General features: G+C 45.8%; 14 protein-coding genes. 8 read left to right on the forward strand and 6 right to left on the reverse strand.

From position 1 onward, the window contains the following. Nucleotides 1-133 precede the first annotated feature (133 nt). From SULKU_RS12410 to SULKU_RS12435, 6 genes are read right to left on the reverse strand one after another with little or no spacing between them, the layout of a single operon-like run. The gene (locus SULKU_RS12410; protein WP_013461319.1) at nucleotides 134-2209 is read right to left on the reverse strand and encodes a TonB-dependent receptor plug domain-containing protein; all 2076 of its coding nucleotides are present in this window, start codon (nucleotides 2207-2209) and stop codon (nucleotides 134-136) included. A gap of 10 nt (nucleotides 2210-2219) precedes the next feature. Beyond that, entirely contained in the window at nucleotides 2220-3029 is an 810-nt protein-coding gene (locus SULKU_RS12415) for an acyl-CoA dehydratase activase (RefSeq protein ID WP_013461320.1), read from the reverse strand. Further along, on the reverse strand, nucleotides 3026-4297 hold the full coding sequence (locus SULKU_RS12420) for a 2-hydroxyacyl-CoA dehydratase family protein (protein ID WP_013461321.1): 1272 nt from the start codon (nucleotides 4295-4297) through the stop codon (nucleotides 3026-3028). Before SULKU_RS12420 ends, SULKU_RS12415 begins: the two co-directional genes overlap by 4 nt. Then, complete coding sequence (locus SULKU_RS12425; protein ID WP_013461322.1) at nucleotides 4287-5297, reverse strand: 4Fe-4S binding protein; 1011 nt, start codon at nucleotides 5295-5297, stop codon at nucleotides 4287-4289. Before SULKU_RS12425 ends, SULKU_RS12420 begins: the two co-directional genes overlap by 11 nt. Continuing rightward, entirely contained in the window at nucleotides 5287-6225 is a 939-nt protein-coding gene (locus SULKU_RS12430) for a hypothetical protein (RefSeq protein WP_013461323.1), read from the reverse strand. Before SULKU_RS12430 ends, SULKU_RS12425 begins: the two co-directional genes overlap by 11 nt. 11 nt (nucleotides 6226-6236) lie before the next feature. Further along, on the reverse strand, nucleotides 6237-8441 hold the full coding sequence (locus SULKU_RS12435) for a TonB-dependent receptor (protein WP_013461324.1): 2205 nt from the start codon (nucleotides 8439-8441) through the stop codon (nucleotides 6237-6239). Nucleotides 8442-8580: 139 nt separating this feature from the next. Here SULKU_RS12435 and SULKU_RS12440 point away from each other — a divergent pair, with 139 nt between their 5' ends. The 8 genes from SULKU_RS12440 (at nucleotide 8581) to SULKU_RS14910 (ending at nucleotide 16984) form a co-directional block, all read left to right on the forward strand. Further along, nucleotides 8581-10839, forward strand: a complete 2259-nt coding sequence (locus tag SULKU_RS12440; RefSeq protein WP_013461325.1) for a TonB-dependent receptor — start codon at nucleotides 8581-8583, stop codon at nucleotides 10837-10839. Between the two features lie 9 nt (nucleotides 10840-10848). Beyond that, nucleotides 10849-11667 (forward strand): hypothetical protein, encoded by an 819-nt coding sequence (locus SULKU_RS12445; RefSeq protein WP_013461326.1) that lies wholly within the window; start codon nucleotides 10849-10851, stop codon nucleotides 11665-11667. Continuing rightward, nucleotides 11660-12661 (forward strand): 4Fe-4S binding protein, encoded by a 1002-nt coding sequence (locus tag SULKU_RS12450; RefSeq protein ID WP_013461327.1) that lies wholly within the window; start codon nucleotides 11660-11662, stop codon nucleotides 12659-12661. Before SULKU_RS12445 ends, SULKU_RS12450 begins: the two co-directional genes overlap by 8 nt. 12 nt (nucleotides 12662-12673) lie before the next feature. After that, entirely contained in the window at nucleotides 12674-13315 is a 642-nt protein-coding gene (locus tag SULKU_RS12455) for a sulfite exporter TauE/SafE family protein (RefSeq protein WP_245535181.1), read from the forward strand. Beyond that, on the forward strand, nucleotides 13312-14013 hold the full coding sequence (locus SULKU_RS12460) for a TonB family protein (protein ID WP_013461329.1): 702 nt from the start codon (nucleotides 13312-13314) through the stop codon (nucleotides 14011-14013). The genes SULKU_RS12455 and SULKU_RS12460 overlap by 4 nt, the downstream gene beginning before the upstream one ends. Nucleotides 14014-14089: 76 nt before the next feature. Then, on the forward strand, nucleotides 14090-15079 hold the full coding sequence (locus tag SULKU_RS12465) for an outer membrane beta-barrel protein (protein ID WP_013461330.1): 990 nt from the start codon (nucleotides 14090-14092) through the stop codon (nucleotides 15077-15079). Beyond that, the gene (locus SULKU_RS12470) at nucleotides 15079-15480 is read left to right on the forward strand and encodes a type 2 periplasmic-binding domain-containing protein (RefSeq protein ID WP_013461331.1); all 402 of its coding nucleotides are present in this window, start codon (nucleotides 15079-15081) and stop codon (nucleotides 15478-15480) included. The genes SULKU_RS12465 and SULKU_RS12470 overlap by 1 nt, the downstream gene beginning before the upstream one ends. Further along, nucleotides 15470-16984, forward strand: coding sequence for an HD domain-containing phosphohydrolase (locus SULKU_RS14910; RefSeq protein WP_013461332.1), 1515 nt, complete (start codon nucleotides 15470-15472; stop codon nucleotides 16982-16984). Before SULKU_RS12470 ends, SULKU_RS14910 begins: the two co-directional genes overlap by 11 nt. Nucleotide 16985 lies beyond the last annotated feature (1 nt).

Below are 16985 nucleotides of genomic sequence, written 5' to 3' on the forward strand. Positions count from 1 at the left end.
TCTTTTGTATCCTCTTAACGTCGGGGCTTACTCCGACGTTTTTTGTCATTTTGAAATATCTAGTCACTCTTTTGCCACACCATTTAACTTACTACCCTGTTAAATATAATAAAAAATTACATTAAAAGGGAAATTACCATTTTCCCTCTATAGATAAAAATAGCTGTGGTTTTGTGTGCTCTTTATCCACTTGAGTTTGGGTGATTGCTCCCCCTGCATCGTACAAACGTGACGTTGTCTCTACGGTTGAAGCCGTGATATTTTTCACGTTAAGCTGCACTTTAAACGTTTTATTGAGCCGTTTATTGGCATAGAGATCGAGTGTACCGTACCCTTTTTGTGATTGGGATATGAAATATTCCTGCGGATCATCGTATCCGCCGACATAGCGATAAGCCGCTCCATAGGTGATTTCAGAAGCTTTTAGAGTGTGATCGAAACCGAGGTTACAGGTAAAATTCGGTGTTTGTAAAAGCTCCCGTTTGACTCCGGTGAGGGTGTTGGTGAGCGATGAATCTTGCAGCGTTGCATTTGCAAAAAGTCCGAGCCCTGAGATGTACTCTTTGAGGGATTTTTTAAACTCTAATTCAAGACCCCATAACGACCCCTCTCCTGCATTTTCAGGGGTTTGCTCATAACGTCCCGATACGGAGTTAAACCGGATGGCATTTTCGATTTTATCATCGATGGTTCGGTAAAACCCGCCGATGCTCGCTAACCCTTTATCCTCAAAAAAGTGTTCATACCGAAGCTCATAACTCAACGCTTTTTCTTCGGTTAAATTCGGATTTCCGATCACATCGGGGCGATGGATGCTGTTTTCATCGAGGGTGCTGTTGGTACTCGCCGATAGCTGGCTGAGTCTTGGGAGACGGACGGTTTTAGCGACACTTGCACGAATATTATCTGTTGGTGTCACCTGAAACAGTGCATGCAGAGATGGCGCGAAGTAACCCAGATTCGACGTTGCACCATAGTCTCTATTTAATGTCTCATAACGGAGTCCGGGGGTAATAACGATCCCCTCATTCAATGTATATTCGTCTTGGATATAGAGGGAGAGTTTGTCCTCTTTCATCTGGATTTTATCGTTCACCGAAGTGACATCTACCCCGTTTAAAATCCTTGTAGTTTCATCAATCTGATCGCTTCTTTTGAGTTCAAATCCTGCTTTCATAAAATGCTCATCTCGAAGCGCGGTATAATCCCCCTGAAAACCGTAAAACCGACTCAATACATAATCGTGCTCTTTACGATTGGTAGCAGAAGGGGTCGATAATGACTCCAAATCGCCTCTCTCTTCGAACGAGTGGATTTTTGCTTTCCACTCAAAAATATCATCTCCGAATCGGTGTTCCGCCCCCAATGCCGACCAAAGCATCGTGTTGGTAGCATCGTCATGGCTTTGATAACGGCTCGTCGGTGTAGCTGAGCCTTCGGTTAACGTCGTTGAATCAATCCTATCAGTATTGTGATTAAACGTCACCGATCCGTCATAGAGTATTTTAAGGCGTGGAGATGCGGTGTAGTTGAGTTTAGCACGCAGCCCTACGGAGCGATTTTTGCTCCGGTCATCACGCTCTTCATCGGTCTCCAATGCTGCTTTATCGGTTGCGATGTCGGTCCGATCCTCTTTTCGATTCTCAGATGCGGTAAGGTTCACCATATACGAAACTTTATCGAGCTTCCCTTCTCGTTGAACATACGCGGTTTCGCTCAGATCCTCACCATAGGCACCGAGTGTCACTTTTGCAGAAGTTCGCCCCTCTGCCTTTGGTTTTTTGAGAACGACGTTGACGATTCCCCCCATCGATTCGGCAGTGTACTCCGCCGAACCGTTGCTCATCACCTCGATCCGCTCGATCATATCGGGAGAGATCTGTTCCAGTGGACTGACACGCTTACTCGTTCCCGTCGAGGTCGCTTCGCCATCGATCATTACCACCGTATACCCCTTGCCCGGTGCGCTGGCGGGTCCTTTGCCGTTGGGGATCGTTACCCCCGGGGTGCGCCGGAGAATCTCTAACGCATTCGCATCCCCGTACTGAGTCAACTCCTCTGCCTTGATGATCCGTTTTGCGATAGAGTTATCCCGTCGCTCATCGATAGCGGTATAATCCTCCGCTATTTGTATCTTCTCCAACACAACCGTTTCTTCGGCATAAACACTTGAGGCTAAAAGGGCGGCTATTAAAAGACGTTGATTCATACTATTTTCCTTATTCGCTTTCTATATTGCACACATACGCATCACATGCCAATACCGCAGCTCCGTACGATGTCGTGATTTGCGGATACGATGGGACAAAGATTTTATGCCCCAGTTCGTTTTCAATCGCACTAACCAATCCGCGGTTTAATGCGGGGCCTCCGTCGAAATAGACGTTCTCTTTCACCCCGACCCGTTTCACCAGTTTTACAATCCGTTTCGCTATCGAATAATGAACCCCCGATACGATATCTTCGACGCTGTGATTATTCCCCAGCAGTCCGATGATCTCCGATTCGGCGAATACGGCGCACGTACTGCTGATCGAAAGAGGTGTCCCCGTCGATTTGAAATGATATTCACTCAGTTCATCCACTCCGATTTCCAGATTCATCGCGACAACATCGAGAAATTTTCCCGTTCCCGCCGCACATCGGTCGTTCATGGCGAAATTGACGACATTCCCCTCGGTATCGAGAGAAATTGCCTTGCTGTCCTGTCCGCCGATGTTGATGATCGTTTTGATCTCGCCGTAACTTTTCGCGGATTGTTGCGCCCCGATAGCGTTGGCGGTAATCTCACTGACGTTTTCATCCGCCTCTTTAAAAAGTTTCCGTCCGTATCCAGTGGCAACCGTATAGACAACCTCGCTCTCATCGATCTTCAATTCACGCAACAATTCGCTGAGTGTTTCTTGGGCGTATTTGTAAAACATACTCCCGCTCGCGCTGATCTTATGCCCGATTAGATTTTTATTCTCATCCACAATACTAATTTTGATCGCGGTAGAACCGATATCAATCCCTGCAAAATATCTCATTTTTTCATTCTCTTTCGATTTTTCAATGATTCTACAAATGCTTCGACCCGCGTCGTAAGCTGTCCGTGCTGTGAGGGGCTGTAATCGCTTTCTATATAAAGTATCGGGATACCCTCACGCTCCATTGCCGCAAGCACGCTGCGCTGTTCCATCTCATACACCTGACACCCAGCAAATGCCTGATAGATCACCCCATCACCTTTATAAGTGTGAACCAGCTGGATGATCCGTCGTATACGGTCGTCATTTTGGGTGAATATCGGGCAGGTACACGCTTTGAGATATTTGTCCGAAACCGAATCGATCATGTCGTAGAGGTTCCACTCATCCACCGCAACCATGTCGTTGAACATCCGGTTCGAACTGCACGTCTCATCGGCGACGATGATCGCATCGCTCTCTTCGATGATGAGGGGGATTTTATAATTGGGGAAAATCGGCGGTGACCCTGTATAAACAATACGCGGGCTCGCTTTGCCCGCCACATTGACACCGTCATTTACCCGCTGCTCCAACTCTGCGAGCAATTTTTCCACTGCACCGATCCACTCATCTATTTTGTCAAAGAAAAAAGCATTGGTTACCAAGAACATATCGACACCTAAAATCGGAACCGCTTTGGCTTTTCGAAATTCGGTGAGCTTGTGATAAAGCGACTGGGCATATCCCACCTTTTTGATCGCACTCTCCAGATTAGACTTGGTCAGCTTTTTCCCCTGAAATTTAGAGAGCTTCACGGCGAAACTTTTAACACTTTCACGCCAGTAATGGCGGCTCTCTTCGCTCTCTTTGGTGCGGGGGAATCCGACATCGATCACGGTGTGACCGAAACTTCCGATGATCGCCCCCGCTTTGGTTTTTTGGTCGCACGTCGTCGGAGAAAATGTGATGTCGGGTTTATCAGAGAAATTGTCCGAGGCGAACCACCCCACGGTCGCTTTGACGAGAGGACACGACTTTTGAGGCAACAGATCACTGCCGATCTCGTCATCTGTGTAAAACCCGTTGCACAGCCGGATCGGTATCCCCTCCAGCGCATAAATGATTTCAGAGGGGATTTGGATACACATCGTCCCGATTTTCGCTTTCCCCTCATGCAACGGTTCATGGCGGCAATAGACCTTTTCAAACAAATCGTAAAAATAGCCCATACTGCGAATAGGGGATTTAAAATCTTCTTTAAGAGCATTGAGGACACTGATTGCCTCCATCGCCTTGTGACGATTCTGCCTCTGATGCGGCGTTTCTATCGTGAGTTCAGTGTGCATGTTTCTCCCCTCTCTGATCCATCGCCATACGAAGAACAAATCCCTCTTTGGTCGATTCGAAAATAGTAGCCCCCATAAAATTGGCTTCCAGACACCCCTCTTCGGGACAGGCAGCGACGCATTTGAGACACAACGTGCAATCCTCCGTGACCATATTTTTCGTCGTCACGTCGTCGGCGATTTCGAGGATGTCCATGTCGCAGGCACGATAGCAGTCCCCGCATCGGGTACATTTGGAACCGTCTTTATAGAGTTTGAGCAATGCTGGTTTCGAAAAAATATACTGCAATGCCGCCATCGGACAAAAATAACAAAAGAACCGCTTTTTAATAAACGATCCGGCTAAAAACAGCCCAGTCATAATCATCCCAATAGTGGTCATGACGATATCGGTTTTCGATGAAAAGTCGATATAGAACTGGTTAAAGTCCCCCGTAAAAGCGGGAATCATCATCCGTCCGGGACAAATATCACAAAACGGCATCGATAAACCGTTCGGAAGTTTTGGAATGCCAAATACCGAATTGGCAATCATTACCGGTAAAAGCAACAGCAAAAAGAGCAAAATGTATTTGATACTTTTGATCTTCCCACGATTTGCCCACGAGTATTCGCTAAAGCGAATTTTCGTTTTTTCTCTAAGCATTGTAAGCCAGTCTTGCATCGTCCCAAGCGGGCAGACGAAACCGCACCACCCTTTGTTCAGTACCCAAAACCACACCATAAACATCACCAGTGAGATCAGGAACGCATACCCGGCATATCCCATAAACACATCGATCGGGTGTTTAAGATCGTGCTGGAGCATTCCGACATAGCATTTTCCGCCGGTTCCCTCTGCGTTGTAAACACAGGCAAACGTCGGAAGCTTATTTCCCAAATCCAACCCGATATAGCCTCCGTATACAATAAAAGCAAATGCGGCAATTTGAAACCAAAACCGAAACCGCACCAGATTCATATTATTGACGGCACGGCGCAAGGAAAATTTATTCTTCATCGAACCAAATCTCCTTAGGCGTTTTGCGCTTGCGGCGACGGTTATAATAAAGCCCCAATGAAAATACCAGCATCACTCCGATCACGGTAGCAAACGCAAGCGTTTTGGATTCGTATTCGAGCGGCGTATCGCCAAACGAGAGAGGGATACTCATCGTATAGCGCACCGATTGATAAGACGCTCCATGATAGAGACCCGATTCGTTAACATCATATTTGACGCTTAAGAGGAGCTTTTCGGAGCGCTTTTTGTCACCTTTCTCTTGCTCATAGGTGCTTTTGGGAATCTCCACCATCACGACACCCTCATCGTTAGGTTTGAGGGTGTTTACCCAACCGCTCTCTAACTCCGCAACGACAGGAACATTTTTTAATAATTCCCCTTTGTAATAGACTTTCAGGGGAATAATATCGCCGACATATAAACAACAATTGACATGATGTTTATGGATTGTTTTCTCCATCATCAACTGAAACGGCAATTGCGAAAGCGGTTCGCTAAGATACCGTGAATCAGAAGTCTTCCCACGCACTTCTTTTGTCCATGAGCATGAGAGATTCCCCTCTTTATTGTAGATGCGGTGCGAAGAAAGCTGAACATTGAATACACCGTCCACTACCTCTTGACGCTTTAAGAAGAGATGATAATTCCCTTTATATTGAGGAGAAAAGGTGATTTTTGAGCCTGAAAGATTGTGCTCTTCGATCTTGCCGTCCATATCGCGGATATACAACACCGAACCGCTCAAATCTTTCAGTTTTTCATTTTCCTGAAGTGAGCCCGATTTTACAGACAATTCTTTTTGAGGGGTTGATCCTAGCTTCGCTTCACAGCATTTTTTCTTTTTGGCTTCATCGAGCCAGAGTGTTTCAGCAGAAAGCACTGAAACACATACAATTAACAGTAAATAAATACTCTTTTTTAACATATTATGATCCATCAGAAGGTCATAATCAGTTCAGCGGTGACATTTCTTCCCGGCAATAATGAATACTGATAGACTGTTTCATCGGTCAGATTGTTCACGGAAAGGGAAGCTTTAAGCCCTTTGTTAATCACATAATCAACTTTCGCGTTCGTCATCCAATATGCATCATAACTTCCGAATACCCCTCCGACATCCGCAGCGTTTGACTCTGTCGAGAATACTTCATCAGAATATTTTGTTTCTACCAATCCCGACCAATTTCCGTATTTCGCCGAAAGTGCCCCACTCCACATTCGTGTCGGAGTTTGTGCTAGTTTATTCCCTACCGTTGTAGGATCAGCTTCATTTTTTAACACTTCAGAATCGATATAAGAGTATGATAAATCAAGATTTAGCCATGACGTTAAATTCACATTGGCAGTAAGTTCAATACCTTGAACACGTGCTTCACCCGCATTCGATTTCTCCTGATGGGTGGCATCGATTCTTTTACCGTAAATCATATCTTTCAGCGTGGTTTGGTAGAGTGAAACTCCCGTTTTAAGATCCGTAGTAGCTCTCCATTCACCCCCTATTTCATACGTCGTTGCAACTTCAGGTTTCAGATTCGGATTACTTTGGTAATATGTACTACAACAGTAGAGTGTCCCATATAATTCATAATTATCCGGTGCGCGAAATGATTTTCCGGCAGATGCACGCAATGTAATATCCTCTATCGGCAAATAGACCACCGATAATTTTGGGCTAAATGCGTTGTCGCTTCGTTTATCGAAGGTATTATCATAGGCTCCCGTACCGATTTTAAAGTTGTCTCCTTCCGTCTCCCATCGATCGTACCGTCCACCTGCATAAACGGTAAATGTATCACTTAAAGCAATCTCATCTTGGATGAATATTGAACTTGTTGCTGATTTTCCGTAAGCTCCTTCCGTAGCGGAGCCCGTTACTGAATCTTCATCTCTCCAATTTGTAAGATTATAAACTTTACGATCCAACTCGGTATTACGCTGATTCAATCCGACAGTGATGTAATTCATATCGCTCAATGCAAATGCGGTTTGTAGCAAAATATCGATTGCTTCGCTCGGATTTTCCTTTCTGGTCCCCACACCGGAATAAAATGTAGCGCCCGTCCCTTTTTCGGTATACTGATTGTCGATTTTTGCTTTTGCTATCTCCATTTTAGTCTTATATTGATTAGCTATTTCTCCCTCATAACCTATAAAAACACGGGTACTCCCTTGCTCCAAAGGGGAGGTATTGGCAAAATCGCTCTCAGCCAGACTAATCTTATTGCTACCATCAATGCTCATACTTGTATTGCTGCTAACGACATTACCGCTTGAATCACGTAAATAAGAATGAAAATCGCCTTGATCGGTTTTATAAACGTTGTAATTGATTCCTCCGTAGAGTTTCGATTTAGAATCTAAATCATAGGTCAGTTTTAATGTGGCATTGTTTTGTGTCCATGCCATTTCACCTTTATCCCCAACAGTATAGGCGGACGCTCCGGCTGGAGTTGTTGTCGGTATACCACCCGTAACAGGTGTTATTCCCGCAGTTGTACCAGGAGTTTTTACAGCGAACTCATTCACATATCCGTCACGATCTTCTCGGCTGAGTCCAAGTGTTACACCTATTCCATTTTCATAATGATTGCGGTGATACAGTGCGAAATCGTTCCCTGCCGCATCTCCAAACCCTCTTTTATATCGCACGGTTGTTTCTGGTTTATTCGATTTCTTTGTTATGATATTGATAACCCCTCCGATAGCATTACTCCCATATAATGATGAAAATGCGCCCGGTACTACTTCGATGCGCTCGACATCATCCGTCAATACGGTTCTAAAGTCGACTTTGCTGGCAAACCCGTCCACCAATGGCACCCCATCCACCAAAACTGCCGTTCTTGAGGCATTCATACCCCGTAGTGTAAAACTCCCTGCTCCAGTCCCCTGACTCATTTGACCGTTCATCGGTGTCCCCATGCTAAGACCCGGAACCATCAATAATGCATCGCTAACACGCGAGACATTTCTTTGCTTTAATTCATCATTTGAAATGACCGTCACCGAAGCAGGCGAATCGGACAAGGCTTGTTCCGTTTTAGTTGCCGTTATCGATACATTCCCTAAATCAGCTACTTCATTAGCATAAGCGCTGCTGCAAAACAGTACAGCGGCCAGAGATATCTTAATATAAGACATTAATATCCTTGCATTAAAAAATTGAAAGGATTATTTCAAAGAAGTGTTACATTAGTGTTAACTTAAACCGATGAATTAACACAAATGTAACACTCTTTTATCATAATTCTATTTATTAACATAAACTTAAGGAATTGCGATGGTAAATCCCCGCCGTATCACCCACAGCATCTTACTCTCCTCTTTGATTGCAGGATCATGCTTCGGATCAGAAAATCTCGGTATTATCAATGTCGATTCGACAACGATTGATGACCGGTTCGACTCGAAACAAACGGAAGTTTCAAATACATCGACGATCAGCGGCGAGAGTGTTGATCAAGCCCATATTGAAAATATTCAGCAAGTGCTCAATAAAATTCCCGGACTCACAACCGAGGTAACGGGGGGAGACAAATTTAAGCTTCACATTCGCGGAGTCGAAAACCAAAGATATATGGGGGAAAAACCGGGTGTTGCCGTCGTTATCGACGGTGTTCCTGTTTTTGAACGGACCGGAAGCGTCAATATCGATTTGGACAATATCGAATCGATTAAAGTGGTAAAAGGGGGAGCTTCCTACCTGTTCGGCGAAGATGCGCTAAGCGGTGCCGTCATTATCACGACGAAAAAAGGGGCAAAAAACAGTTACAGCGCCGTAGGGGCTGAAACGGGAAGTTTCGGATTCCGAAAATATCTTGCACGTGCCGGCTACGCCAATGACAAATTGAACTTTTACGTTCAAGGGTCAAAACGGACAACCGACGGCTATTGGGAAAACGGGGGATATGACAACAAATATCTTAACTCAAAATTTCAATACTATATCGATGAAACGAGTGACATAACCGCCGGTATCGAACTCTCTGACCGTATGAAAGACAGCCACGGTACCGTCAAAGGGGCAAGCGAAGCGGAAAGCAACCCTGAAAGCGCTTATAACGGCACCGGAGATCGGGATTATTCCCGTAAATTTGACGTATCGTTGGCCAAATATTTTGTAACCTACGCCAAAGAGCTGAACTCAAACTCCAACCTCCTTGTAAACGTCTACCAATACAATGACGATACCAATTTCATCAGTGCCCCGATCAAATACGATCTAACCGGAGCCTCCGTAACCGATGACGATGCGTACGCCACCAACAACGACTATTTTCAAATCCAAAGAGGGATCAAAAGTGAGTTGAGAACTTCGGGGAATAGTTTTGCAACCCTTTTCGGGATCGACCTGCGGGATAATTATTATGAGAATAAAACCAATATCCAGCAGAGCTATTGCACACGTTTGAACTTTGCCGGAACCGCCTGTTATTCCGATGCCTATAAAGTATATGCGGGGACTATTACCGGAGATGATAAAACCGATGAAAACGTCTATGCTCTCTACGGTGAAGTCAAATATGCCCTCAATGATGATTTTGTCGTAACAACGAATGCCCGATATGACCGTATCGAAATGGATTATGATGATGGCTTGCACGACATCAGACTCGACAAAAAATTTGATGTCGGTTCGTATCGATTAGGGTCCACGTATGTGTTGAACGATGCCACATCACTGTATGCCAACGTTTCGACCGGCTTTAGAACACCTACCGTCTCTCAGCTATTCTCCGGCGATATCGACCCGACCAATACCAAAGTCGAAAGCAATCACGACTTAAAACCGGAAGTATCTTATAACTATGAGATAGGGCTTCGAGGGAATACCGCCTTCTTCGATTACGATGTCGCGGCATTCTTGATCAACAGAAATAATTACATTATGGCGAATGTCGGACAATACTCATCAGTCGATCCGTCAAATCCTTCTTACAGCGTAACGCAGTACGATAACATCGGCGGAATGCGAAACAAAGGGATCGAACTCGCCTTAAACACCGACAGAAAAAAAAGTGTTTATCTCGATATAGCCTATTCGTATATCGATGCAAAATTTACCGAATATGAAAATTTCAATCTGACCCTCGGAAATTCGTACGGGCAATACAAATCGGGAGCAGCATTTACAAACCCGAGCAAACAATATACCATCGAGCACTACGATCTTACAGGAAATACCGTCCCTCGCGTTCCGAAACATACCCTGAACATCAGTCTCAATTACAACTACAACGACAACCTGCTTTTAAGCTCGGAAATCAATGCGAAATCGAGCTACTACGCCGATGAGATGAACAAAATCGAAATTGCGGGCCAAGCGACGTTAAACCTTCTTGCAAACTATGTTTACAAAACGGATAAAAGCAAATGGGAGTTTTTCGCCCGTGTTGATAACGTATTCGATAAGTTCTATTACAACACGGCACGATCAAGCGGTGATGCCAACAATGACGGTGTGTTTAATTCCGAAGACTTATCCATCACCGTCAATCCGGGACGTGTCTATACCGCAGGCTTGTCAATCAAATTTTAAGGAGACAAGATGAAAAAAGCAGTTTTGACTCTCATTGCCGCCGCGACCCTTTGGGGATACGGCGACGGTGCCGTTTATTGGGCTCCTCACGGATGCGATGAAGGAAAAGCGGCCGCATCCAAACACGGCGGCCACGGTAAAGGGGAAAGCGCCATGTTCGCCCTCATGAACAGAGATGGAAACGCTTCGGCGCAGCTGATCCTTCCGGATCTATCTGCTAAGCCTTTGAGCTTTAAACGCAATACCGTAATGCTTCCAAAACCTCCGATGGGAGGGTATTACGCGGTAGTGGCAGAAGGTAACGGCACCAACACCGTATTTAGCGCCGTACGCTATCTTAGCCTTCAAGGGCGCCCTTCCAAAATCTCTCCGACAAAACTCACTGCTCTGAGCAAATCCGTATTGGAAATCGTCCCCGATCCTCTGCACCGTGAGCATGACCGATATACCGCTTCCAAATCGTACCGCTTTGTTCTCCGTTTTCACGATCAGGTGCTGGCGAACACCGCCGTATCCTTGCAGACGCATAACACTCCCGCACAAACCGTTACGACGGATGGTGCGGGAAAATTCACGATCACCCTTCCCGACGATTTTAAAAATGTACGGATCGGCAGAAGCGAAAACAAACCCTCTGAATTCCTCCTTACCGCCCAATACCGTGAGGGTGAAACACTTTATCAAAGTTCTCTGAGTATGCCCTATTCGCTTAATCCGAACGATTACTGGCAATCTCAAAGCTACGGAGCCGGAGCTATTTTTATCGGCTTCTTAGGGGGGATTTTCCTCTATCGACGAAGCAAGACCAAAGGAGCAAAACGTGGATAAATTGTTAACGTTGACGGCACTTAGACGGGTCATCCAGCTCACCGCTTTTGTCTTTTTTGTCTATGGGGCAATGATTTTCGCTACCTTTTACACCGGGGACAAACTCACCCAAAGTCTCCCCGCCCTCTCATGCGCCTATGATCAGAGCGGGGGAGATTTTTGTGCGCTGATCCCATTACAGCATCAGATGGATCACCGAGTGTCGAGTATCTTCACCCAAGGTGAAAAAGTTCTGCCTGCATTGATGGGAACCCTCATCACACTCGGAACCGTTGCCGTACTCATCCTTATACTCAATAAAGCCTTTTGCGGATGGCTCTGTCCGCTCGGATTTTTCCAAGAGACTATAGGGATGATCGGAACCAAACTGGGCCTCACTCAGATGGGAACTCTTTCACGTGAAACGATTACGAAAATCCGCCCGATCAAATGGTTTATATTTCTCTTTTTGGTACTCATTCTCCCCCTTTTGACCGGTATCGGCTTTCTCGGGCATGAATGGGGAAATCCGTATTGCTCGATCTGCCCCAGCCGTATCATGACGACCGCCATGACGGGAGATATGTCGCAAGTCTATATTTCTCAGGCGAATTGGGGCTATTTTGCCCTCTCACTGATTGCCGATTTGCTGTTCGGACTGATGATCGCTCTGGCACTGTTCGTAAGAGCACCTTTCTGTCGTATCTGTCCGATCCTGCCGATGCAGACATTGTTTAAAAAGATCGGGCTGCTCCGCCTTGTGAAAAACGGCTCGTCCAGCTGCGAATCGTGCGGTAACTGCGTCAAAGCGTGTCCTATGGATATTTACGAGATACAAGAATCGGCGGAAAATAAAAATATTACCCATGCCGACTGTACACTCTGCGGCCGATGCATCGAGTTCTGCCCGCATGACGGTGTTATGAATTTCAAATACGGCCCTGTTACGATTCTCTCTTCGTCCAAAGAAGGATTTAAAAAACGGACAAAAATTGATAAATGGTGGAGAGGCTAAGTCGTGGAAGCGATGACCCTACTCTCTTTATTCCTTGTTGCTCTTTCTTACGGCGCCACCGCATGCATGCTTACCTGCATGCCGCTGCTCTCACCGATTCTTTTGGCGAACAGCGCAACGCGGCAGCAAAGCCTTAAAGTGCTCCTCCCTATCAGTCTGGGTCGTATCAGCGGCTATATCGTACTATCGCTTATCGCCTTTGCAGGTTCCTCTCTCCTAAAAAATATCATAGCCGACAAAACACTGATAGGATATTTGCTGGGGGCACTTACCATTTTTCTCGCTGGGCGCTTATGGTTTTCACTAAAAGCCGGTTCATCGTGCTGCAGCTCAACGCCCCAACAAACGCCTCAAGGAAATTTCGCCCTATTCTTTACCGGACTTCTTCTTTCTATGTCATTGTGTGCCCCCGTCATAACCATGATGACACTGAGTGCCGCTACCCATTCCATAGGATGGGCGATATCCTACGGAGCTGTATTCGGCCTGGGTGCGACATTGCTATGGTTTCTCTTTTTTTCCGTCGTTCTCACCGCTATTCTCAAAGAGAGCCTCGTCCATCTCTCACGCTATCGAGGATTTCTTCAACACGCGGCACCGATTCTTCTCGCAGGGATCGGAATCGCAATTATAAAAGGATGGATATACCTATGACCGCCGCACGAAAATCATTTCTCCTCTCTTTAGTGTTTCATACCCTGATGGGTTCATTGGCTTTTTTTGTTTTGATCCAAATGCGCACTCCGCCCCCTATGGTGAAAATTCCACTCCAACACATAACATTAGTCTCTTTGAGCGATAGTGCTCCCATTCCTAAAACTGAGAAAATTGTCTCACCGAAGCCTGATATTACACCGCCCATGCCGATTAAACCGCTAACGTCTCAGCCGACCCCTTCCGCCAAAGCGCAAAACTCAAAACCAACTCCCATTCAAACCGCGCCGAGTCAAACACTCTCCCCGGTTCAAACCGTATCGGCACCGCCATCATCTCAACCGAGTGTTCAAAATGCACCGGCTGCCGAAGCGGTCCAATCTCCCGCAAAACCTAAAATCGATATTGCGGCGGAAAAGAGGGCTTTTTTTGCCTCTTTGCGTTCAACGATTCAAAACCATTTGCGCTATCCGAGCGCCGCACGCCGCAGAGGAATGGAAGGAGAAGTCGGAGTCCGTTTCAGCCTTTCGAACAATGGAACCATCAATGCCATATCGATCCGACACGGAGCAGAGATTTTTCATAATTCGGCAAAAACAGCCGTTGCTTCGGCTTCCGGAATCAACGTGCCGAAAAACCTCGTAGACTCGTTGCCGATGGAGATAGAACTAACCTTGGAGTTCAGACTCAACAGCTGATTCAAAAGCCAACATTATTTAATTTTATGATACTATTAGCCACTGTTTAACTGATCCATTCGTTAGAGGATTCTACGTGTATCTACGATTTTTATCACTCTTTTCTCTCACACTCCTCTCACTGATACACGCAGCTGAGTATGAATTGGGACACGGTATCCGTGTCAATGATGCCATCAACGTCGGAGGCTATTTTTCAACCGAGCTTGAATCCAATCAGCAAAGCGACACCTTTACTCTGGATGATGTGGCCGTCTTGGCATACGGCGATATCAACCCTATGGTTTCGTATTTAGTGGAATTAGAATCGGTCGGCTTTTACCATAAAAACTTCACCGACGGAACAGAGACTCAAAGCCATAAATTTCATATCGAACGCCTCTACGGCGATCTATGGATGTCCGATGATTTTAACATCCGTTTCGGAAAACAGATCACACCGATCGGGTATTGGAATATGGAGCCGATTAATGTTTTACGCGACACCACGTCCAGTCCCCTCTATAGCAAATTCCTTTTTCCGAAATTTCTTACCGGTATCGATATCAACGGTTATGTTCCGCAAACGCAAGGGCTGAAGTACCATCTTTTTGCTCAAAATAATCACGATATGGATGAAGAGTATATCAATATCCCCAATACCCATTTTTTCGGATTTGCCCTCGACCAAGAGATCTCTATGGATTGGAATACCGGAGGAAGCATTGGGGAGTACATTGCCAAAACCGGTCAGCGGACCCGTTTTATTCAGGGAAATTTCAAATACGACGACACCCGGTGGCAGGTATTGACAGAGGCTTTAGCCGCCAAAAGCGAATACGGCGATCGTCAAGACGATTACACCTATTCTGGCTATACGCAGGCGATGTACCGTTATAGCCCCGAACATGCGCTTATAGGACGTTATGAGTATTACAACGATCACCATACCGATTATAAAGACCATATTCTAACCCTCGGATACAGCTATCGGCCGCTCTATCCCGTCTCACTCAAAGGGGAATATCAATGGCACTCTCAAAATGATGAAAACCGTGCCCTATTCTCTTTTTCGGTGCTCTTCTGATGAAAACGGTAATTTTATTTTTCGCGATCATGTCGACAGTTTTCGGCGCACAGTACAGCATCATCATTTCCAAAAAAATTCCTCTCTCCGGGATCACTGCCGAACAAATCCGGGATATCTATCTACAAAAGCGCCACAGTGTCGGAGATCAAAAAATCATCCCGCTCAATTTAGTCGGCCAAGACCCCTCTCGAATCGCTTTTGAAAATGCGGTTATCGGAATGGGAAGGGATCGGTTGAATGCCTACTGGGTGAAACAGCATTTCCAAGGAAACAGTCCTCCGATCACCCAGCCTTCCCATGAGTCGATCAAGGCATTTGTACAAAATGTTGAGGGTTCGATCGGCTATATCCCCTCGTCTATGATTGACAGCAGCGTAAAGGTGATTTATGAGTTTTAAACTCAAAACGATTCTCCTTTTTTTAGGGATCAGTATTATTCCCTATGCCCTGACGATGATTCTGATGGGAAATTCCTTCCGCCAAGAACAATATGACGCCATAACCCAAGAGATGAATACACAGCTAAGCCTTACGGTAGAGCGGATTGACCAATCGCTGCAAACCCTCCAAAACGATATGGCATTTATTGCCAAATCGGAGGTTATGAACGATATTTACACGCAGGATTTGGATCGCCGAATCAGCAACCTGCTGCTTTCCAAAAAAAATGATATGAAAATGAGCGGCGATTTTTATGTCATTGATCCCAACGGAAAGATTATCGCCTCAAGCGATTTTTCTTCCATTTCCCAAACCAAAAAACTGCATCCGTTTTTAGCGATCCCTATCCTCTCAAATTTTACCCAAACGCAGATTGCACAGCTTATCGTTACCTATCCGCTCGAAAATTTCCTCCCTTTTTTCTCCAATTCTACCGAACGCCATTATTACATCCGCCATCATGACGGTACTATTTCTCTACGTCCCGATATTTTCGATGAATCTCTCAAAGTTTCCCGTGCTCTTAAGAACCAGCCGAAACTGACCGTTGTCCTAGAAGAGGAAAAAGGGTATGCCTACCGCCTGCTCTACAAATATGAGCAGTGGTTTATCGCTCTGCTGATTGCGGGAGCTCTTTTTATCGCCGTAGCGGCGTATTATGTCGCCACAGCGCTTATCCGTCCGATCATCGCCCTCTCCGATACCGCCAAGAAAATTACCCGAACCCAAGATTACACGCAGCAAGTATCGGTAGACCGGGAAGACGAAATCGGGCAGCTCTCCGACGCGTTCAATACGATGATCGGAGGAATGGACAAAGCACTGGATGAGATCACCACCCTTAATCATGAGATCGAAGACACCCAGCGCGAAGTCGTTTTTACGATGGGTGCAATCGGGGAAAGCCGTTCCAAAGAGACGGGCAACCACGTCAAACGGGTAGCGGAATATTCCAAACTCCTTGCCCTCTATTACGGCCTAGATAAAGAAGAAGCCGAAATGCTCAAACAGGCGTCGCCGATGCATGATATCGGAAAAGTGGCTATCCCCGATGCCGTACTCAATAAACCCGGGCGATTTGATGAAGAAGAACGGCTTATCATGGATACCCATGCCGCTCTGGGCTACGACATGCTCAAACACTCCAATCGCCCGCTTTTGCAAATGGCCGCTATCGTGGCGTATGAACACCATGAAAAATACAACGGTACCGGATACCCTCGAGGATTAAAAGGTGATGAGATTCACATTTACGGACGTATTACCGCTTTGGCCGATGTTTTTGATGCGCTTGGAAGCGACCGTGTGTATAAGAAAGCCTGGGACGACGAACGGATTTTTACCCTCTTTAAAGAGGAGAGGGGAGAACATTTCGATCCCCGACTCGTCGATATCTTTTTTGACCATCTGGATGAGTTTCTTTCCATTCGGGAGACATTTAAAGATATGCACGAATCCTAAA

The sequence above is a fragment of the Sulfuricurvum kujiense DSM 16994 genome, assembly GCF_000183725.1.
Taxonomy (GTDB): Bacteria; Campylobacterota; Campylobacteria; order Campylobacterales; family Sulfurimonadaceae; genus Sulfuricurvum; species Sulfuricurvum kujiense.

Excerpts from the sequence above, each read along its gene's own strand:
- SULKU_RS12410 (WP_013461319.1), bottom strand. The coding sequence starts at position 2,209 with ATGAATCAACGTCTTTTAATAGCCGCCCTTTTAGCCTCAAGTGTTTAT.
- SULKU_RS12415 (WP_013461320.1), bottom strand. The coding sequence starts at position 3,029 with ATGAGATATTTTGCAGGGATTGATATCGGTTCTACCGCGATCAAAATT.
- SULKU_RS12420 (WP_013461321.1), bottom strand. The coding sequence starts at position 4,297 with ATGCACACTGAACTCACGATAGAAACGCCGCATCAGAGGCAGAATCGT.
- SULKU_RS12425 (WP_013461322.1), bottom strand. The coding sequence starts at position 5,297 with ATGAAGAATAAATTTTCCTTGCGCCGTGCCGTCAATAATATGAATCTG.
- SULKU_RS12430 (WP_013461323.1), bottom strand. The coding sequence starts at position 6,225 with ATGTTAAAAAAGAGTATTTATTTACTGTTAATTGTATGTGTTTCAGTG.
- SULKU_RS12435 (WP_013461324.1), bottom strand. The coding sequence starts at position 8,441 with ATGTCTTATATTAAGATATCTCTGGCCGCTGTACTGTTTTGCAGCAGC.
- SULKU_RS12440 (WP_013461325.1), top strand. The coding sequence starts at position 8,581 with ATGGTAAATCCCCGCCGTATCACCCACAGCATCTTACTCTCCTCTTTG.
- SULKU_RS12445 (WP_013461326.1), top strand. The coding sequence starts at position 10,849 with ATGAAAAAAGCAGTTTTGACTCTCATTGCCGCCGCGACCCTTTGGGGA.
- SULKU_RS12455 (WP_245535181.1), top strand. The coding sequence starts at position 12,674 with ATGACCCTACTCTCTTTATTCCTTGTTGCTCTTTCTTACGGCGCCACC.
- SULKU_RS12460 (WP_013461329.1), top strand. The coding sequence starts at position 13,312 with ATGACCGCCGCACGAAAATCATTTCTCCTCTCTTTAGTGTTTCATACC.
- SULKU_RS12470 (WP_013461331.1), top strand. The coding sequence starts at position 15,079 with ATGAAAACGGTAATTTTATTTTTCGCGATCATGTCGACAGTTTTCGGC.
- SULKU_RS14910 (WP_013461332.1), top strand. The coding sequence starts at position 15,470 with ATGAGTTTTAAACTCAAAACGATTCTCCTTTTTTTAGGGATCAGTATT.